The sequence below is a fragment of the Geomicrobium sp. JSM 1781026 genome (assembly GCF_041949955.1).
Taxonomy (GTDB): Bacteria; Bacillota; Bacilli; order Bacillales; family Marinococcaceae; genus Geomicrobium_A.
Genome location: NZ_JBHFQF010000006.1, coordinates 59,110 through 77,765, shown reverse-complemented (window position 1 = coordinate 77,765; position 18,656 = coordinate 59,110). Strand labels below are relative to the sequence as shown.

The following is an 18,656-nucleotide window of genomic DNA, read 5'->3' as shown; positions in this document are numbered from 1 at the left end:
GTTCGTTTCTAAACCGAACTTAAACCGTGTTTTAATCATGTAAACCTCAAGAGCTACCAACCTTCGGCACCTCTGGTGCCGAAGATAAACCGAACGAATAAAATTCAGCCGATAGATCGACGCTCAGTCCCTAACTCATCTACACACAACATAAGAAAAAGGCAAGAAGAACGGGTGCGCTCTCCTTGCCTTTTCGTTACGCTACATCATAACCTAGATCTTCAACGGTATCTTTTAGATCTGCTTCTTGAACTTGACTTGCATCAAAAGAAATCGTCACGAGCCCTTTCTCTAAGTCAACGTTTACAGAATCGACACCTTCTTTTGAGCCAACACCGTTTTCGATTGACGAAACGCAATGTCCACAAGACATGCCAGTAACTTTTAGTTCGATCGTGTTCATATTAATCCTCCTTACTCATTTGTTGGATGAATGGTTGAATTTTATTTTCGTTTTGCTCATAACCGGTAAAAACAATCGGCTTTTTTAATTGGTTTAGTATTCCCTTTTCCTTAAACACAACCCCCGGAACAATTCTTGTTCCGGTTTTCTTCTTCAGCACTTGCTCTTGTTCTGGTTGTTGTTCGAGATCTTTTTCAATAAAACTGATGTTCACTCGTGCAAGATCTTCTTTTAACTTCGCACAATCTGAACACATTGGCCGTGTATAAATTGTTAATTGATACATATTTACGCCTCCGTTACTGAACGTCAATCACGTAAGGAAAAGCAATGACTCCTGCATCTTCAAACTTAAATTCTGCCCACAATTTGTAATTGCCTGGTTGATCAAAGTGAGCTTCAAAAACCGTCTCATCATCAGCAACAGGATGGACATGAATAAATTGTTCACCAGCCTCGTCGATGACGACGACGTGGCCGAGGGCACCGAGGTACGGCTCGAGCGTGTCCTGTTCTTCTGAGTTAAACGTTAGCGTAGTGACGTCACCTGACTGTAGACCATCGATTTCTAGCTCGACTTCTTTCCCGTCAACACTTTTCACAAGATCTGCATCTGGGGTTAAGTTTGCTTCACTCGTCATCACATCGCCGACTTGAACGTCGATCGGTTCTGGTTTGTAGCCCAAGTGTTCAGGAGAAATATCAACAAAGATTCGGTACGTTCCAGGAGCGAACGAATGGTCCACTTTGTATACGCCATCTTCCACACTCTCCGGATGCAGATGGTGGTACGTTGCTAAGTCGTTTGAAACAGCGATCATATGCATTTCCTTCTCATGATGAACCGCTAATGCCGGAGCGTTTCCATCCGCGTCTTGCACCGTTACCGTAATTTGTTGATCGTTTTGATCCACAATGACTTCAACTTCTGACTCGGTAGACCCATGATGATTGTGATGAGCATGTTCATTCATATCATTTTCCTCCTCAATTTCAGCGGCTTGTGCTTCATGTTCCCCATGATCTCCACCGTCAATGACCGAATTTCCGGTAATAACCGCATAACCGACAACGACAATGGTCAAGTAAACGAGTCCACTGATAACCCACGTTTTGATTTTCATGATGAACGTTTCACTCCTTTAAACGACATGCGCTGTAAACGAAGTGCGTTCCCGACAACACTTACGGAACTAAAGGCCATTGCCGCTCCTGCGACCCAAGGCGCAAGTAAGCCTGCTGCTGCAACGGGTATCCCGACAGAGTTATAGAAAAACGCGAAGAACAAGTTTTGCTTAATGTTGCGCATCGTCTTGTTACTAATCACAAAACTGTCGGCCACACTGTGAAGGTCCCCGCGCATTAATGTCACGTCAGACGCTTCAATGGCAATGTCGGTTCCTGTACCAATCGCCATACCGATATCACTAACCGCAAGTGCAGGTGCATCGTTAATGCCATCCCCGACCATCGCGACATACTTATCTTTTGCTTGTAGCTTTTCAATTTCTTTCGCTTTTTGTTCAGGAACGACTTCTGCGATCACACGATCGATGCCTACTTGTTTCCCAATCGCTTGTGCAGTACGTTCATTGTCTCCCGTTAGCATAATGACTTCCAGACCGAGGTCTTGCATCCGTTCGATCGCATCAACTGACGTTTCTTTGATCGTATCTGCGACAGCAATGACACCAGCGAGTTCATCATCAACGGCAATTAACATCGCGGTTTTGCCGTCGGATTCAAACTGTTCCATTTCTGCTTGGAAGAACTGTAGATCGACGCTTTGTTCACGCATAAGCTTTCTCGTTCCGACCAACACTTGCTTGCCTTGAACCGTTGCGCTAATTCCAGCACCAGGCAATGCCTCAAACGTATCAGGATTGTCAAACGAAATGTTACGTGCTGCAATCCCTCTAACAATGGCCGATGCCAACGGATGTTCTGAACTTTTCTCAGCTGAGGCGACCATTTGTAAAATATCGGCTTCGTTAAACCCGTCGGCAACGCGAACATCTGTCAGTTCAGGTTCGCCTTTTGTAATCGTTCCTGTTTTATCTAGAACAACCGTTGTTACTGACCTTGTATTCTCAAGGTGTTCGCCACCTTTAAAGAGTACACCCATTTCCGCCGCTCGGCCTGAACCAGCCATAATTGACGTTGGTGTCGCTAAGCCAAGTGCACACGGACAAGCAATCACGAGAATCGTAATTAACGGCACGAGTGCTGAACGAACGTCACCTGGTTCAATTAAGAAATACCATGTTAAGAATGAACCGATGGCAATGAGGACAACAATCGGGACAAATACACCAGATACACGGTCAGCAACGCGTTGAATGTCAGCTTTACTGCCTTGTGCATCTTCAACAACCTTAACGATTTGTGCGAGCGCCGTATCTTTGCCGACACGTGTCGCTTCAAACGTTAAACTTCCGTTTTTATTCACCGTTGAACCGATCACCGAGTCACCTGTGTTCTTATCTACAGGAATACTCTCACCGGTAATCATCGACTCATCAACGGCTGAGCTTCCAGCTTGGATCGTACCATCTACCGGAATCTTTTCTCCTGGCCGAACGATCACACGATCACCGACAACAACGTCTTCAACAGCCACTTCAACTTCCTCGCCATCGCGTACGACGATGGCTGTTTTTGCTTGCATATTTAGCAGTTTCTCAATTGCTTTTCCTGTACGGCCTTTCGCACGTTCTTCAAACAATTTCCCTAGGATAACGAGGGTAATAATGACCGCCGCTGCCTCGAAGTACAGCTCTGGCATTCCTTGTTGCCCACCGACATGCCATTCATACCCAAGGAAAATACTATAAAAGAATGCGGTTGTCGTACCGAGCGCGATGAGTACGTCCATGTTCGCACTTTTTCCTTTTAACGCTTTGTAGGCACCTTCGTAAAACTGGGCACCCGCGATAAACTGAACGGGAGCGGCGAGCGCGAGTTGCACCCAAGGGTTCATAAACATCTCTGGCATATAAAGGAACGAAGTAAATTCAAAATGCGTCACCATCGTCCAAAGGAGCGGTAAAGTTAGTATTGCTGCAAAAATAAACTTCCCGGTTTGGTGGCGAATTTCTTTCTCTTTCGCATCAATGGTTTCTTCTTTCGATTGTTGTTCGTGCAAGGAATAACCAATCTTCTCAACAGATTCAACAAGCCCTTGCTTGTTGACAACCCCTTCATTGTAGTCAACGGTGACGTTCTCAAGCGCAAAATTGACGCTCGCCTTGTTTACTCCGTCTGTTCTAGATAATTTCTTTTCAATCCGGCTTGCACATGCCGCACACGTCATACCCGAAATATCAAACGTGATGGACTCATGCTGCACGTGATACCCGAGCTTTTCTATTTTATCTTCAAACGCTTTAACATCGACTAGTTCAGAATCATACGTGACATTGGCTTTTTCGACTGCAAAGTTTACATGTGCGTCGTCTACCCCGTCCATACGTTGTAAACCTTTTTCAATTCGATTCGCACATGCCGCACACGTCATGCCTTGTATCGGCAATGATATGTCTTGCTTCGCCATCGCATTTCCTCCTAACTGCTCACAGTCAGCGAGCTTCTTCAATGATTGCTACAGTCATTATAATACAATACCCCAGTAGGGTATGTCAAACATTAATAATTGTTCACGCACCCACTTACATGTGCATGCTTTACTTGCGGATTGCAGTGACACCGTAACTCCTCTTTTTCGCTAACTTCCTTCTCTGGTTTAATCCATCGGTCGGTTTCCACGCGATACCAAAGAACAATGGCTCGTATGACAATATCAAGTCCGATGGCAACCCATACACCTGCAATCCCCCAGCTTAATTGAACCGCTAACACATAGACGGCGACCGTTCGAACGACCCACATACCTATTGTCGTTAAATACATCGGGAATTTTGTGTTGCGCGCTCCTTGATAAGCGCCTGTTAACGTAAGCACAATCGCTAGAAATGGTTGAAAGAACGCTGCAATCATTAATGCTGTGCCAATTTCTTTTATAACAACAGGATCATCGGTAAATAGCTGACCAATGGTTCCACCAAAAATGAAGAGCAAGGCACCCATCCCAACCATAAATACAGCTGAAATGATAGCAATTAACTTCGCGTATTGCTTCGCTTGTTCATACCGTTGGGCACCGACGAGTCGACCGACTAAAATTGTTGCCGCTGCGGCAAAGCCATAGGCGATCATATAAGAAAATGTCTCGATGTTCCCAGCAATTTGATGTGCTGAGAACGTCGTTGTACCTAATGCGACAATAAATCCAAAGTAAACGACTTGCCCAATCCGCATCGCCAACCGCTCACCTGCGGCTGGGGCTCCTAGTGAAAGTAACGCTTTTTGATCTTTACCATTAAAGCGAAATTGGCTTCGCGTAAACGATAGACTTGAATTTCTTTTCATATAATAGAGTAACATAGCTGTTCCAACTATCCGTGATAAAACGCCTGCAAGTGCTGCACCAACAATACCTAGTGGTGGTATAAATAAAAATCCAAAAATCAATACATAATCCAAAAACATATTTACGATGTTGGCACCAATCACTGCCTTCATCGGTGCTCTCGTATCTCCTGTCCCTCGCAAGATGCTACTAAATACGAACATGAGTGCCATAAGAATTGAAGGGACCGCAAGAATCTGGAAGTAGACCGTCGCAATTTCAAGTACTTGCGGGGTGACACCGAGTACTTGGATCATTTGCTCTGCAAACAGCAATGTAGCCATTCCTAGCAATACCCCAACAATGGTTGCTTGAATGATGCCTTGTTGTGCGATGGCAGATGCTCGTTTTTGGTTACCGTCCCCGATCGCATTGGCCATAAGGACGTTTACTCCTACACCGATCGCCATAAATATCGCAAAATAGATGGCAAGAATGGCATTTGTTACTCCGACTGCGGTTACTTCTTCTAAGCCAATTTGGGCCACAAATAACGTATCAACAAACCCGAGTAACATTTGAAAGAAATTCTCGATCACTGCAGGCATCGCGATAATGAGAATGATCTTTATTTTCTCTGTCGTTATTAATCCTTCTTCGAGTACGCGATCAGCCGTGTTCATTCGCTTCATCCTCTCTGTTGACAATCAATGCCACTATACCCCCCTATAGTATACAACAGTAACATTTCCCAATCGGAGTAAAAACAAAACGTGCACATGTGTAAAACGCACACGTTTTGTTAAATAGCCATTTCCCCGTAAAAACAGCAACGTTGTCCCTTATTATGAACGTGCGTCCTCGTCATCATACTTTCTGAAGTTCTTTCCTGAAAGAACCACGTTAGAAGCGTTATCAACCATTTAGAAGTACAAAAGATTGCATCTAACTGTCTGCTCGGTGTGCGAATTCTTAGTTGTTTTCTGAATTGATATTTACATGTGCCCACACAAAAAATCCGCATGTTTACCCATGCGGATTTTTTTATTTAATTTTGACGTTATGCAGTTTCATCCACTCGTTCATTTGCCAAATATACGCGAGCAATTGAGGGCCGGTCATTAATTGTCCGAAAAACGGCGTATCTACTTTTTTTGCCCGTGTTCTTACGAGCTCAGTGAGAACCGTGCGATCTAGAAATTCATGAACAGGCGCATCGCGATCTTCGAGCATCTGTTCACAAAGCGCGGCTACCATTTCCGTATACTTCGGATGATGGGTTTTGGGATACGGACTTTTCTTTCGATAAAGGACATCGTTAGGAAGCACGCCTTCTAACGCTTTTCTTAGCAGTCCTTTTTCCCGGTCTTGGTACCGCTTCATCTCCCACGGGATATTCCAAACGTATTCGACGAGTCGATGATCGGCAAATGGAACCCGTACTTCAAGGCTTGCCGCCATACTCATCCGATCTTTTCGGTCTAGCAGTGTCGTCATAAACCAGATCATATTCAAGTAAAACATTTCTCTTCGTTGCCGGTCTTCCCCGGTTTCACCATCTAGGTGCGGGGTCTCAGCAATGGTTTTGTCGTACCTAGCTTTGGCGTATTCCTCTAATGGAAGTTTCTTTTTCCACTTTTCATTCAATAAGCCTTTACGCAATTCAAGTGATGACATCCACGGAAATAGAGGTCGGGACAATAACTCTTTTTTGTAAAACCATGGGTAGCCACCAAAAATCTCATCCGCACACTCTCCAGAAAGTGCGACTGTTGCTTGCTTTTTAATCTCTTTACTAAACCATAACAACGAACTGTCTACGTCTGCCATACCTGGAAGGTCTCGAGCCACTACAGCATCTTTCAGATGGTCTTTTAACTGATCAATCGTAATAATCTTGCGATGATGAACCGTCCCGAAAGCATCTGTCATTTTCTCGATATACGATTGATCATCATCCGGTTGAAATGCATTGCTTTTAAAATGAAGGTCATTGTCTTCATAATCAATGGAGAATGTATGGAGTGGCGCCTCTGCTGTTCGAGTATTCGCCGCAAATGCGGTAAGTGCACTCGAATCTAATCCCCCGGACAAAAATGAAGCGACGGGCACATCAGAGACGAGCTGCCGTTCGACCGTATCCTTGAGTAAATCGTGTATCGCTCCCGCGGTCTCTTCTGCATTTGCCTGATGAACTTCACTTTTTACTTGCCAATACCTCTGAACATTAAAACCATTTCGATCAAACGAAAGGTAATGGGCAGGACGAAGCTCTTCTAGCCCATCAAATACACCAAAACCTGGCGTTCTTGATGGGGACAAGCTCATTACTTCCGTCAAACCTGTTTCGGTTAGGCTAGCCTCAACATCGGCATGCGCCAAAATCGCTTTTATTTCTGACCCAAAAATCATTCCTGAAGATGTTCTTTTATAAAATAACGGCTTCACACCGAGACGATCTCTTGCAATAAAGAGTCGTTCGCCATCCCAAACCGCAAATGCAAAAATGCCGTTTAGCCGCTCTAAACACGCTTCCCCCCATGCCAAATACGCATGAAGCAACACTTCTGTATCGGAATGTGTCGTGAACGTTCTCCCTAACTGTGTCAATGCTTTTCTAACTTCATCTGTGTTGTACAATTCACCGTTATACACGATGGTACCCGTACGATTTTCGTGTGTTCTCGTCATCGGTTGCGACCCACCACTCGGGTCAATTACGGCAAGCCTTGTATGCCCAAGCAAAAGATGTTGATCGGTCCAAATGTTTGAAGCATCAGGACCTCGGTGTGCCAACACATTCGTCATCGTTTCAATTTGCTCGACTTGTGCGCGCAAATCTTTTTTCCAATCTAACCAACCCGCAATACCGCACATCGTCATCCTCCCTTTCAACGGTTGTGCGAAGATCGCTCTTCACCCAGTCACTTCTCTACACTATGCAAACACACTAGAAATCGTCATTCTCACACACAAATTGCGAGGATGAGTCAGGCGGTTTTTTCAAGCGATGGCACAGGTCAGGAGCGGGCGACTCATTTTACAAAAAAACCGAAAGCGGGCATCAAAAAACTGATGCCCGCTTTCGTCGTTTAATTCCCATACTTATTAAGAATCCGGTTCACTGCCGGTACATACATTTCACCAAACATCATCACATGAACGAGCAAGAAATATAGTTGATACACATCTATCGCTGAAGCGCTTGGGGCACCGATGGCCTCTTTGTATAAACCCCACCCGTCTTCAGGGAATCCGCCGAACAATTGAATCATCGCCACATCGTAGGCCGGATCACCGTAAAAAGAACACGGGTCAATGAGGTATGGCAACCCTTCTCCATCATACACCCAATTACCTGACCATAAATCTCCGTTCAACAATCTAGGCGATGCGGGTTCTTCAATCAGATCAGATAACCGATCGCTTAAGCGATTCAACTGTATGATTTGTTTTTCACTAAGCTTATTCGCTCGCATGAGCAGCTGCTTTTGCACGAGTATCCGCTTTTCCCGGAAAAAACAAATCCACGAATCGTACGTGCCATTCGGTTGCTCAACTCGACCGATGTAATGATCTTCTTTCAAACCAAAATCGTTTGCTTCGTGAAGGTGCATCTTGACTAGCTCACTGGCAAACGCCTCGGACTGAAGCGTCGCTTGCCCCCCATCCACCCACGCGGTAAGAAGAAACTCCTCGCTTTCGTCGATAATCGGAGGCACTCGAACACCCGCTTCATCTAATCTACGTAAACTATTGGCTTCTTTTGCTAACGCGTCAGTGGGACCGCTATGCTGTTGTTTTAAGCAGTAAAAGTGACCAAATTGATCGGTAAGCTTTGAAACGGTCTGCCAGTCGTTTTTACTCACACGTTCGGATTGTACAACCCATTCAAATCCGTTCATTACGATACGAGCCAGCGATTTCGAACATCCGCCAACAGATTCTCACAACTCTCAGAAATGAGCGCATACACTTCCTCAAAATCCCCAGTAAAATAGGGATCAGGCACATTTTTATCTCTTTGCTCGGGTAAATAATCGAGCAATAGAGAGATCTCGACGTCATCTTCAACTTTCCGCATGTTTTGTAAATCTGAAAAGTTTTGCTCATCCATCGCAATGACAAGGTCATATTTCTTTAAATCATCTCTCGTTACTTGCCTCGCGATCAAGTCATCGTGTGCGATCTGCTTTTGTTTTAGAAGCCCAAGTGTTCCGTCATGAGCAGGCTTTCCAATGTGCCAATGACCTGTACCTGCAGAATCAATATCGACTTCATTTAAAAGACCAGCCTCGCTTACTTGATTCCGAAAAATTGCTTCTGCCATTGGCGAACGGCAAATGTTGCCTAGACAAACAAACAACACAGCTACCATAGAAAAAACTCCTTTATTTAACCGTATAAATTAACTAATAACCCTTCAATCTGTCCCACTTGTTGCAAAATATGCAAGTGTGGTCGTTCAGCTTCCAATATGTCTCTCGACAAGTCGAGCAACTTTTGATCTACTTCTTGAACGAGCAGGTATGTCTTCGATTGCCCGCGACGATTAAATCCCGATTGCTGCTTCGCATCTAACCCTTCATCAACGACTTCTTTTACAAACCCTTTGACTAACGCCTTATACGCCTGAAGTTCTTTTAACGTTCTGTTTTCAGCAAGGCGAATGCCTTGTTCTTTTATTTTGGAAAATGATTCATTCAAACGCGCGACGTACTGATCCATCTTCTCTTTAGCGAGTATGTTTTGAAAACCATTTGATGAGTTCGCCCGTGACGCACGAGTTGTATGGCGTGCTGGAATGGTTAGACTTGCCTTCGTGCCCACTCGTTCAATGTCCATGACAGAAACTCCTTTACTTCTTGGCATCCTCTCTTTACTATATCGGTCATTCGTGTTCAAAATCAACAGTAAAGAAATTGGACTTGTTCCAAACGTAATTAGGCTTTACAATGGAAGTAATGAATTTAGTGGAGGGATCGAGATGCCTCGCAAACGTATCTTTCAAAAGGTCATCATTTATACGATGATTTTTGTACTCGTTGTCGGCACATTCTTTGCCGGAGCAGCTTCATTTATGTAAGGATAATGTTCATACGAAGAGGCATGAAATGGGAACATTTCATGCCTCTTCGTTTTGTTTATTCATATAAGAGATTCAACTCCCCAGCAATCATGTCAATTGACTTGTGCTGTTCAGCGCCTACCCACACTCGTGTTCCGACAGGGGCTTGGTCAAATAAACGAATGACATCATCGTTACGTAAACGAATACAACCATTAGAAACATACTCGGATATTTTTTCTGGTTCGTTCGTTCCATGAATGCCGTACATTCTCCCATCCGTTCCTTTAGCGTCAAATCCTAGCCAGCGACTGCCGAGCGGGTTATCCTTTGACCCACCTTCAATGTCGAGCTTTCGGTAATACGGATCTTTCGCTTTAACAATGAGCGTAAATTCACCTTCAGGCGTCAAATCCTTCGTGCGTCCAGTAGCTGCAGGAAACACGTCTTGTACGTTCCCGTCATTGATCCAACCGACTTCATTACTCGCCTTGTTTACAATAATGTATGGGTCGCCTCGTTCAGGGGGCACGTCCATCGGCCATAAAGAAGACAACAATACTGTAATGATCAGTAAAATGTTCACGAATGTATGGCACCTCCTATGAAGACACGCCTTTTCTTTTCAGCTTCTTCTTTTTCTTGATCATATGCGTTCGATTCTCATCGGGTTTAAACATCTGCTTAATCGTCAAATACGCTTCCATCTCATGAATGATGTAGAAAAGCGATGCGCGTGTCATAAACTCAACATGATCTTTCGGTAATTGATGTTCTGAAAAGGTATGTCTAAGCATATCCAATTCTTCTAAAAAATGCCCAGCCGTATTACCTGGATTCACTGCATCACTTAATCGTCTTAAAAATGACGCCATCTGTTTCCCTTCTGACGTTGTATCCAATGTCGAGATAAATGGCAGAATGCGTTCGAGGATGGCAAACTGCTTTTCTCTCATATCAAAGTAATGATAAAAATAGTCATCGTGACGCAAAAAATGATTATCAATTGCACGAAGTGCCTTCGCTTTACCGTTCTTAATTAAATCCCCTGCAGCAGTCAGTTCTTTTCCATCCCAATCATCATCTTTGTTATATAGATATTTGGAATACTCTTTTAGTATCCGTTCAAAATATTCCTCTAACTGAATCTGATCCTCATAAATATCATCATCTAAACTAGGCATATACAAATTCATAATAAGACCGACGGTAATCCCAATGACGATTAGCAAAAATTCATTCCAAAGAATTGTGAATGATACTGTACCTACCGTGTAGATATGGAGCAAGATGACAATGCTCGTTATAATGCCGTCAATGGCTTTCAACTTAAGGAGTGCGGGGATGAACAAGACGATGAGTACGGCCAAAGATAGCGGATGATAGCCAAGCACCTCAAAGATTACTACGGCAAAGAACAATCCCGTCATCGACGCTACAAATAGTTCCCAAGCTTTCCGTAACGACCCTTTTTTCGTACCGCGAATGCAAAGTACAGTTATAATTGCTGCAGCAGCGAAAAAGTCTAAGTTTAGCCACTGTGCAATAAAAATTGCTACCGCTGCACCGATGGCTGTTTTTAACGTGCGATACCCAAAAAACACTTGTTCCCGTTGCACAAGCTTCACGCTTTTGCAACAGTCCCCCCCATCTTCAACCCTCGTTATTTATGATGCATCTAGGTCCGTGTTGCTATTCAAGAAAGAATTTCATTAAAAAAGCACGTCAGTAGACTTACCGAAAGGAGAGCAACAGCTGTACATCCTCAAAAGCTCATATCTATTGAGGAAGCTGAAGCGTTCACCGATGGAAAGCATTTGCTGATCGTGCTTCTAATTTATTATATGTATGGGTACTCGCCCACTTAAGGTACTGATTGGCGCGCCTACCAGGATTCGAACCTGGAATACGAGAACCGGAATCTCGCGTGATATCCCTTTCACCATAGGCGCATGAAACAGACAACTTATATTATATTGGAATATAAGAACGTCTGTCAATCATATTCTAGGAATCTTTCGGATTTTCTTCGCGCTCTTCTAACATTTCATGAAAACGCTCATTAATCTGCTCATCATTGTACCCTAAAGCAGTGAGACGTTTTGTAATGTTTTGCGCCCAAAGCTTCATACGCTCGTTCATTCGCTTGTATTTCTTTACTTCTGGGCCTTTACGAATCTCTTTCGCACGGTTGGAAGAGTTGGATGCAATGCTTTCCACAACGAGTAGGCCTTTCCACAAGTTCTCCTCTTCCAAGTCTTGTCCTTCTGCTTGTAAATAGTCTGTCACTTTCTTGTAGTACGCTTGAAATTCTTTAAAGTCAATTTCTTCTTCCATGTTTAAGTAATCTTGTACTCGTTCATACAGTTCATTCATCATTCTTTAATTCGACTCCTCTATCTACATCATGAAAGCCGCTAAGAAGCGGCTCAGGTTGTTATTAACAATGGTCGTCAAAAGCTTTTTCAAGTTTTTGAACAACTTCAATAGGCTCATGTCCTTCAATTTCGTGACGCTCAACCATCATTTTAATTTCTCCATCTTTCACAAGTGCAAAGGATGGTGAAGATGGTCCAAACCCTTTGAAGTAAGAACGGGCATGATCTGTTGCTTCACGGTCTTGTCCTGCAAATACGGTTGCAAAACGGTCAGGTTTTGTTTCATAATTTCTCATGTACGCCGCTGCTGGACGAGCAATCCCACCTGCACAACCGCATACTGAGTTTACCATTACTAGTGTTGTTCCTTCTTGCGAAAGTGTTTTATCAACATCTTCTACGGATCGTAAATGATCGTAGCCAGCTTCAGACATTTCTTCACGTGCAGCGTTGACTACATCGTTCATAAAATATTGAAATTCCACGTTGATGCCCCCTTTAATCAATCTTTATACATTGTAACGAGTTCGAGGGAAAAACTCAAATCTCTTGCTCAATTTACTCGTGTGAAAATGACTCTAGTTCGTGTTTGACATCTTGTAAAAATCGGCCTGCAGCTAAGCCGTCGAGAACTCGATGATCAATAGATAAACATAAGTTCACCATTGAGCGAATGGCGATGCTGTCATCTTTTTGTACGATCGGTCGTTTGACAATTGACTCTACCGACAAAATCGCAGCCTGTGGGTGATTAATAATCGGTACCGATTGAATCGACCCAAAAGAGCCGGTGTTGTTAATCGTAAACGTACCCCCAGCCATATCAGTGTTGCTTAATGTATTGCTTCTCGTCTTATCGGCGAGTTCATGCAACTTTCGCGCAAACCCATTCACGTTTAACTCATCTGCATGATGGACAACCGGCACGAATAATGCATCGTCAGTGGCGATGGCGACAGATAGATTGATCTCCTTTTTGTAGACAATCGCATCCTGATCCCACGTTGCATTGAGTGCAGGGTGTCTTTTTAATGCTTGGGCAACGGTTTCCATAAAGAATGGCATGTACGTTAAAGAATAGCCCTCTTTTTCTTTCCAAGACCCTTTAATGCGCTCTCGGTAACGAACGAGGTTCGTCACATCGACTTCAACCATCGTCCAAGCATGAGGGATTTCTTGAACACTTTGCGTCATGCGATTGGCAATTGCTTTACGCACCCCACTGACTGGCACGCGCTCGTCACCTGCACGTAAAGACTGGGGCTCTTGGCGCTGTTCGCTCACATCAGATGGTGCTGATTTTGCTTCTTGTTTTTGCGGTGCGCTCCGAGTTGCGCTCCCTTTTACATATGCTTCTACATCTTTACGCGTAATCCGTCCGCCTCTGCCCGTCCCAGTAAGTTGCTGCAAATCGATGCCATGTTCCCCTGCGAGGGCAAGAACAGCGGGAGAATAACGAGTTTTCATGGATGAATCCCCAGATTGCTCTTTCGTGCTCGGTGCTTCTTTAGGCTCTCTGTTCTCACGTTCTTGCTCACGTTCTGATCCTTCTTCATCATTTGTTTCAATATAAGCAATCAGATCGCCAACAGCAACCGTTGTGTCTTCTTTCACGACGAGCTCTTTAATGGTCCCACTAAAAGAAGATGGGACTTCCGCGTTCACTTTGTCCGTCGTCACTTCAGCGAGCGGGTCATACTTATTCACTTGATCGCCAACTTCAACGAGCCAACGATCGATTGTCCCTTCAGTTACACTTTCGCCCAGTTGCGGCATCGTAATTTCCTTCGCCATCCGAACCCCTCCTAAAACTCAGCAAGTTCTTGAATTGCTGATTGGATTTTGTCTTTTGTAACAAGAAATTGTTTCTCAAGCGGTGACGCATAAGGCATTGCAGGAACATCTGGCGCTGCAAGTCGCTCCACAGGGGCGTCGAGGTCAAATAAACACTCTTCAACAATAATAGCTGCTACCTCACTCATCACGCTTCCCTCTTTATTATCATCAGTGACGAGAAGGACTTTACCTGTTTTCTTAGCTGCTTCAACAATGGCATCTCGGTCCATCGGATACACGGTTCTAAGATCAAGGATATGTGTGCTTATTCCTGTTTCTTCTAACTCCTTCGCCGCTTGTTCGGCAAAATGGACGCTCAGTCCGTACGTAATAACCGTCACGTCTTCTCCTTCTTGTTTGATGGCAGCTTTGCCGATGGGCAGTGTGTAATCCTCTTCTGGTACTTCACCTTTTAAAAGGCGGTACGCACGTTTATGCTCAAAAAACAGAACCGGGTCTTCATCTCGAATGGCGGCTTTTAATAGTCCTTTTGCGTCATACGGGCTTGACGGAATGACGATTTTAAGACCCGGAATACTATTAAACATCGCTTCCATCGATTGAGAGTGATACAACGCCCCGTGGACCCCTCCGCCGTATGGCGCTCTTACAGTTAATGGCACGTGAAAGTCGTTGTTTGACCGATAGCGAATCTTCGCAGCTTCTGAAACGATTTGATTGACAGCCGGCAACATGAAGTCAGCAAACTGCATTTCAGCAACTGGCCTCATCCCGTACATCGCAGCCCCAATTCCGACACCGGCAATTGCTGATTCTGATAAAGGTGTATCAAGTACACGGTCGCCAAACTGTTCGTATAACCCTTCAGTTGCAAGGAATACGCCACCACGCTTGCCGACATCTTCACCGAGAATGAAAACCTTTTCATCTCGCTCCATCTCTTCTTTGAGTGCAAGATTAATTGCTCCGAGGTAGTTCATCATCGCCATAAGAAAATCCTCCTCTATTGATCATACACATGCAGCATCGCAGATTCTGCATCAGCATACGCCGCTTGCTCTGCGTGATCTGTAGCCTCATCAATTTCTGATTGAATCTGTTTATGGATGGTTTCTTCTTGTTCGTCGGTAAGCAACTTCGCATCTTTCAAGTATTTCGTGAATGTCACAATCGAATCTTTTTCTTTTGCAGCTTTCACTTCTTCTGCTTCTCGATACGTGAGCTCGTTATCATCGCTAGAATGGGCAGTCAATCGATACGATACGGCTTCGATCAACGTTGGCCCTTCTCCTTTTCTTCCGCGTTCCACTGCCCGGCTTACAGCTTCATAAACCGCTAATGGATCGTTTCCATCGACGGATACACCATCCATCCCATACCCTGCGGCACGATCGGCAATGCTCTCACAAGCGAGTTGACGATCAGCTGGGGTTGAGATTGCATATTTATTATTTTCACAAAAGAAGATGACGGGTAAATCGTGTACACCTGCAAAATTCGCTGCTTCATGAAAGTCTCCTTGGTTTGAAGAGCCCTCCCCAAATGAAGTGAGGCAAACAAAATCTTTTCCTTCCATCTTGCCAGCTAGTGCATAACCTACCGCATGAGGCACTTGGGTTGTCACCGGTGATGATCCGGTCACTATGCGAAGCGCTTTGCTACCATAATGCCCAGGCATCTGACGTCCACCTGAGCTAATGTCTTCAGCTTTTGCAAAGTTGGCCATCAAGATGTTTTCGGTCGTCATACCAAAGTGCATGACCATCGCCATATCTCGGTAATATGGAAGCAAATAATCTTTTTTGCCATCAAGTGCCATTGCGGCTCCTACTTGCATCCCTTCATGCCCTTGGCAAGAAATGACAAATGGGATTTTGCCCGCACGATTTAATAGCCATAATCGCTCATCTACTTTCCTTGCTCGAATCATAGATTCGTACATATACAAAACGTCAGTATCAGATAATCCTAACTGTGCATGCTTGGATGTGGACATGTAAATGCCTCCTTTTAGAAATGAATCGCTCTCGAATCAATGGCGAGTGCAGCTTCTTTCATGACTTCAGAAGATGTTGGATGCGGATGAATCGTCTCGGCAATTTCAACGCCAGCTGCATCGACAAACAACGCTAAAGCCGCTTCGCTAATGAGCTCAGTCGCATGAGAACCGATGATGTGAACACCTAATAAATCGTTGTTGTTCTGATCCACAATCACTTTACAAAAACCTTCAGCATCCCCATTTATGAGCGCTTTTCCAATTGCTTTAAAAGGGACTTTTTCAGTCACAATCTCATACCCTTTATCTTTCGCCTCTGTTTCTGTAAAACCAATGGCTGCGGCTTCCGGTGCACTATATATACAGCGTGGAACATAAAAACTGTTCAACGGCGCAGGATCTAGGTTAAACATATGCTCAACCGCTGTCACGCCTTCATTGGACGCGGCATGCGCTAGCTCAGGGCCTAAAACGATATCCCCAATCGCATAAATATGATCTTCTGCGGTTTGACCGAACGCATTCACTTTAATTTTTCCTTGTTCACTTACGATGTCTGTGTTTTGTAGACCAATGTCTTGAATATTGCTCTCTCTGCCGACAGAAACAAGCAGGCTCTCCGCTTCATAGTCACTTCCATCATCAGCTTGGACACCCATCTTGCTGTCTTTTTCCGCGTATGTAGACACATCGATGGAAGTTCCAGTCACGATGTTGACACCTCTTGCCTTTAATCGCTTTGTCATTTCTTGTGCAACATCTTCATCTTCGGTCATGAGAATCCGTGGGGCAGCCTCAATGATGGTCACATCCACGCCAAAGTCGACTAGCATTGACGCCCACTCTGTTCCAATCACACCCCCACCTACAATGACGACAGAAGCAGGTAACGCTTCTAATTCAAGCGCTTCATCTGACGTCATGATGAGAGGAGAGTCGGCGTTTAATCCTGGTAGATGACGCGGTTTAGAACCTGTCGCTAAGATGAGATTCTTTGGCACAAGGATGGCATTTTCTTGGTCCCCAGACAATTCAACAGAAATACTACCAGCGCTTGGTGAGAAAATTGACGGACCGAGCATACGACCGTATCCTTCATAAAGATCGATGTTGTTCTTTTTCAAGAGGTGAAGCACCCCTTTTTGTAACTGGTCAACAATACCGTTCTTTCGTTTTTGCACTTCTGGAAAATTAAGCGTAATCCCACTCGCTTCCACACCAAACGTTGCTGCCTCTTTCATTTGTCGGTATACGCCTGCGCTTTTTAGGAGTGCTTTACTCGGAATACACCCCCGGTTTAAGCACGTACCTCCAACCGTACCCGCTTCTACGATTGCGACCTTTTTCCCTAACTGCGCGGCGCGAATGGCGGCAACATATCCACCCGTTCCAGCTCCAAGTACGACAAGATCATATTCTACAGTCATAAGAATCCTCCTCCCAGAAAGAAACTACTTATGCAAATAGGTTTTTTGTACAGCACCAATGCTTCGAATTCTTTCTTCAGCCATGCGATCTGCGGCTTGATATGACGGGATATTGTCTCGCTTTGACACTTCAAATACTCTCGTCATTGAATGATACAGCTCTTCGACTTTTTGCATGACACGCTCTCGGTTGTATCCAAGCAATTCATCATACACATTGATGACACCACCAGCATTTATAACATAGTCAGGTGCGTAAATAATTCCTTTTTCATGCAAAACGTCTCCGTGACGTTGCTCTTTTAGCTGGTTATTCGCTGCACCCGCAATGACGGAACTTTTTAATCTTGGAATTGTATCGTCATTAATGACAGCTCCAAGCGCACAAGGAGCAAAAATATCACATTCTTGATCATAAATATCTTCTGGGGCAACAGCGGTTGCATTCCATTCGTTTACCGCACGGTCCACCGACGGTTGATGAATGTCACTTACAATCAGCTTTGCTCCTTCTTTGTGTAAGTACTTTCCAAGTTCAAACGATACATTGCCGACCCCTTGCATCGCTACCGTTCTCCCTGAAAGTGAATCGGTACCGAACGCTTCCTTAGCCGCTGCCTTCATTCCAACGTACACACCATAAGCGGTTACAGGTGAAGGATTTCCTCCTGAACCAAACGCTTTTGACTTTCCGGTTACATAGTTGGTTTCTTGGTAAATGGTGTCCATATCCGCTTCTGTTGTACCGACATCTTCAGCAGTAATATACCGGCCGCTTAACCCTTCAATGTATCGACCAAACGCACGGAACATGCCTTCATTTTTATCTTTACGCGCATCGCCGATAATGACAGCTTTCCCACCACCTAAGTTCAAGCCAGCCGCTGCATTTTTATAGGTCATTCCTTTCGCTAGACGCAAAACATCACGGAGGGCATCTTCTTCGTTGTCGTAGTTCCACATTCTCGTCCCACCTAAAGCAGGACCAAGTGTTGTATCATGAATGGCAATAATCGCCTTTAAGCCTGATGTCTTCTCCTGACAAAAGATGACTTGCTCATATTGATCGGTTTGCATCTCCTCAAACAATTCCATCGTCCATTCCTCCTCTTACGTTGAGCTTCTTGTTGTCTATAGTAATTGCAAAAACTGTGCCAACCGTTTTGTCTAGAAATT

At 44.4% G+C, this 18,656-nt stretch carries 19 protein-coding genes and 1 tRNA gene; 1 reads left to right on the top strand and 19 read right to left on the bottom strand.

Annotated features, from left to right (window positions below):
- Positions 1–196 precede the first annotated feature (196 nt).
- The 9 genes from ACE1TF_RS12130 to ACE1TF_RS12090 all read right to left on the bottom strand — a co-directional run bounded on the left by ACE1TF_RS12130 (position 197) and on the right by ACE1TF_RS12090 (position 9,656).
- Positions 197–403, bottom strand: coding sequence for a copper ion binding protein (locus tag ACE1TF_RS12130; protein ID WP_042397487.1), 207 nt, complete (start codon positions 401–403; stop codon positions 197–199).
- A gap of 1 nt (position 404) precedes the next feature.
- Positions 405–689, bottom strand: coding sequence for a glutaredoxin family protein (locus ACE1TF_RS12125; protein WP_375017058.1), 285 nt, complete (start codon positions 687–689; stop codon positions 405–407).
- Between the two features lie 13 nt (positions 690–702).
- Positions 703–1,527: a hypothetical protein gene (locus ACE1TF_RS12120; protein WP_375017056.1), complete on the bottom strand. Its 825-nt coding sequence runs from the start codon at positions 1,525–1,527 to the stop codon at positions 703–705.
- Positions 1,524–3,956, bottom strand: a complete 2,433-nt coding sequence (locus ACE1TF_RS12115) for a heavy metal translocating P-type ATPase (RefSeq protein ID WP_375017054.1) — start codon at positions 3,954–3,956, stop codon at positions 1,524–1,526. The genes ACE1TF_RS12120 and ACE1TF_RS12115 overlap by 4 nt, the downstream gene beginning before the upstream one ends.
- A 92-nt stretch (positions 3,957–4,048) precedes the next feature.
- Entirely contained in the window at positions 4,049–5,494 is a 1,446-nt protein-coding gene (locus tag ACE1TF_RS12110; protein ID WP_375017051.1) for an MATE family efflux transporter, read from the bottom strand.
- 361 nt (positions 5,495–5,855) lie between these two features.
- The gene (gene asnB, locus ACE1TF_RS12105) at positions 5,856–7,688 is read right to left on the bottom strand and encodes an asparagine synthase (glutamine-hydrolyzing) (RefSeq protein WP_375017049.1); all 1,833 of its coding nucleotides are present in this window, start codon (positions 7,686–7,688) and stop codon (positions 5,856–5,858) included.
- Between the two features lie 215 nt (positions 7,689–7,903).
- A complete protein-coding gene (locus tag ACE1TF_RS12100; protein WP_375017046.1) occupies positions 7,904–8,716 on the bottom strand; it encodes a fructosamine kinase family protein in 813 nt (270 codons plus the stop codon).
- Positions 8,716–9,189, bottom strand: coding sequence for a low molecular weight protein-tyrosine-phosphatase (locus tag ACE1TF_RS12095; RefSeq protein WP_375017044.1), 474 nt, complete (start codon positions 9,187–9,189; stop codon positions 8,716–8,718). Before ACE1TF_RS12095 ends, ACE1TF_RS12100 begins: the two co-directional genes overlap by 1 nt.
- 17 nt (positions 9,190–9,206) lie before the next feature.
- On the bottom strand, positions 9,207–9,656 hold the full coding sequence (locus tag ACE1TF_RS12090; RefSeq protein ID WP_375017041.1) for a YaaR family protein: 450 nt from the start codon (positions 9,654–9,656) through the stop codon (positions 9,207–9,209).
- A 142-nt stretch (positions 9,657–9,798) separates the two neighbouring features.
- On the opposite strand from ACE1TF_RS12090, the gene prli42 reads away from it, so the two are divergent.
- Entirely contained in the window at positions 9,799–9,897 is a 99-nt protein-coding gene (gene prli42, locus ACE1TF_RS12085) for a stressosome-associated protein Prli42 (RefSeq protein WP_193744223.1), read from the top strand.
- 58 nt (positions 9,898–9,955) lie between these two features.
- On the opposite strand, the gene ACE1TF_RS12080 is transcribed toward prli42, so the two are convergent.
- The 10 genes from ACE1TF_RS12080 to ACE1TF_RS12035 form a co-directional block, all read right to left on the bottom strand.
- Entirely contained in the window at positions 9,956–10,417 is a 462-nt protein-coding gene (locus tag ACE1TF_RS12080; RefSeq protein ID WP_081829009.1) for a L,D-transpeptidase, read from the bottom strand.
- 64 nt (positions 10,418–10,481) lie between these two features.
- The gene (locus ACE1TF_RS12075; protein ID WP_238544502.1) at positions 10,482–11,507 is read right to left on the bottom strand and encodes an aromatic acid exporter family protein; all 1,026 of its coding nucleotides are present in this window, start codon (positions 11,505–11,507) and stop codon (positions 10,482–10,484) included.
- Positions 11,508–11,756: 249 nt separating this feature from the next.
- Positions 11,757–11,831, bottom strand: a tRNA-Arg gene (locus ACE1TF_RS12070).
- A 55-nt stretch (positions 11,832–11,886) separates the two neighbouring features.
- Entirely contained in the window at positions 11,887–12,258 is a 372-nt protein-coding gene (locus tag ACE1TF_RS12065) for a hypothetical protein (RefSeq protein WP_307189704.1), read from the bottom strand.
- Between the two features lie 61 nt (positions 12,259–12,319).
- Complete coding sequence (locus ACE1TF_RS12060) at positions 12,320–12,724, bottom strand: BrxA/BrxB family bacilliredoxin (RefSeq protein WP_042397772.1); 405 nt, start codon at positions 12,722–12,724, stop codon at positions 12,320–12,322.
- Positions 12,725–12,815: 91 nt separating this feature from the next.
- Entirely contained in the window at positions 12,816–14,051 is a 1,236-nt protein-coding gene (locus ACE1TF_RS12055) for a dihydrolipoamide acetyltransferase family protein (protein ID WP_375017037.1), read from the bottom strand.
- 11 nt (positions 14,052–14,062) lie between these two features.
- Positions 14,063–15,043: an alpha-ketoacid dehydrogenase subunit beta gene (locus ACE1TF_RS12050; protein WP_375017035.1), complete on the bottom strand. Its 981-nt coding sequence runs from the start codon at positions 15,041–15,043 to the stop codon at positions 14,063–14,065.
- Positions 15,044–15,057: 14 nt separating this feature from the next.
- Entirely contained in the window at positions 15,058–16,050 is a 993-nt protein-coding gene (locus tag ACE1TF_RS12045) for a thiamine pyrophosphate-dependent dehydrogenase E1 component subunit alpha (protein ID WP_375017032.1), read from the bottom strand.
- A 14-nt stretch (positions 16,051–16,064) separates the two neighbouring features.
- Complete coding sequence (gene lpdA / locus ACE1TF_RS12040) at positions 16,065–17,480, bottom strand: dihydrolipoyl dehydrogenase (RefSeq protein ID WP_375017029.1); 1,416 nt, start codon at positions 17,478–17,480, stop codon at positions 16,065–16,067.
- A 24-nt stretch (positions 17,481–17,504) separates the two neighbouring features.
- A complete protein-coding gene (locus tag ACE1TF_RS12035) occupies positions 17,505–18,575 on the bottom strand; it encodes a Leu/Phe/Val dehydrogenase (protein ID WP_042397465.1) in 1,071 nt (356 codons plus the stop codon).
- Positions 18,576–18,656 lie beyond the last annotated feature (81 nt).

What these genes read in the sequence shown, in the direction of transcription:
- ACE1TF_RS12130 (WP_042397487.1), bottom strand. Translation starts at nt 403, where the DNA reads ATGAACACGATCGAACTAAAAGTTACTGGCATGTCTTGTGGACATTGC.
- ACE1TF_RS12125 (WP_375017058.1), bottom strand. Translation starts at nt 689, where the DNA reads ATGTATCAATTAACAATTTATACACGGCCAATGTGTTCAGATTGTGCG.
- ACE1TF_RS12120 (WP_375017056.1), bottom strand. Translation starts at nt 1,527, where the DNA reads ATGAAAATCAAAACGTGGGTTATCAGTGGACTCGTTTACTTGACCATT.
- ACE1TF_RS12115 (WP_375017054.1), bottom strand. Translation starts at nt 3,956, where the DNA reads ATGGCGAAGCAAGACATATCATTGCCGATACAAGGCATGACGTGTGCG.
- ACE1TF_RS12110 (WP_375017051.1), bottom strand. Translation starts at nt 5,494, where the DNA reads ATGAACACGGCTGATCGCGTACTCGAAGAAGGATTAATAACGACAGAG.
- asnB (WP_375017049.1), bottom strand. Translation starts at nt 7,688, where the DNA reads ATGTGCGGTATTGCGGGTTGGTTAGATTGGAAAAAAGATTTGCGCGCA.
- ACE1TF_RS12100 (WP_375017046.1), bottom strand. Translation starts at nt 8,716, where the DNA reads ATGAACGGATTTGAATGGGTTGTACAATCCGAACGTGTGAGTAAAAAC.
- ACE1TF_RS12095 (WP_375017044.1), bottom strand. Translation starts at nt 9,189, where the DNA reads ATGGTAGCTGTGTTGTTTGTTTGTCTAGGCAACATTTGCCGTTCGCCA.
- ACE1TF_RS12090 (WP_375017041.1), bottom strand. Translation starts at nt 9,656, where the DNA reads ATGGACATTGAACGAGTGGGCACGAAGGCAAGTCTAACCATTCCAGCA.
- prli42 (WP_193744223.1), top strand. Translation starts at nt 9,799, where the DNA reads ATGCCTCGCAAACGTATCTTTCAAAAGGTCATCATTTATACGATGATT.
- ACE1TF_RS12080 (WP_081829009.1), bottom strand. Translation starts at nt 10,417, where the DNA reads ATGGACGTGCCCCCTGAACGAGGCGACCCATACATTATTGTAAACAAG.
- ACE1TF_RS12065 (WP_307189704.1), bottom strand. Translation starts at nt 12,258, where the DNA reads ATGATGAATGAACTGTATGAACGAGTACAAGATTACTTAAACATGGAA.
- ACE1TF_RS12060 (WP_042397772.1), bottom strand. Translation starts at nt 12,724, where the DNA reads ATGAACGATGTAGTCAACGCTGCACGTGAAGAAATGTCTGAAGCTGGC.
- ACE1TF_RS12055 (WP_375017037.1), bottom strand. Translation starts at nt 14,051, where the DNA reads ATGGCGAAGGAAATTACGATGCCGCAACTGGGCGAAAGTGTAACTGAA.
- ACE1TF_RS12050 (WP_375017035.1), bottom strand. Translation starts at nt 15,043, where the DNA reads ATGGCGATGATGAACTACCTCGGAGCAATTAATCTTGCACTCAAAGAA.
- ACE1TF_RS12045 (WP_375017032.1), bottom strand. Translation starts at nt 16,050, where the DNA reads ATGTCCACATCCAAGCATGCACAGTTAGGATTATCTGATACTGACGTT.
- lpdA (WP_375017029.1), bottom strand. Translation starts at nt 17,480, where the DNA reads ATGACTGTAGAATATGATCTTGTCGTACTTGGAGCTGGAACGGGTGGA.
- ACE1TF_RS12035 (WP_042397465.1), bottom strand. Translation starts at nt 18,575, where the DNA reads ATGGAATTGTTTGAGGAGATGCAAACCGATCAATATGAGCAAGTCATC.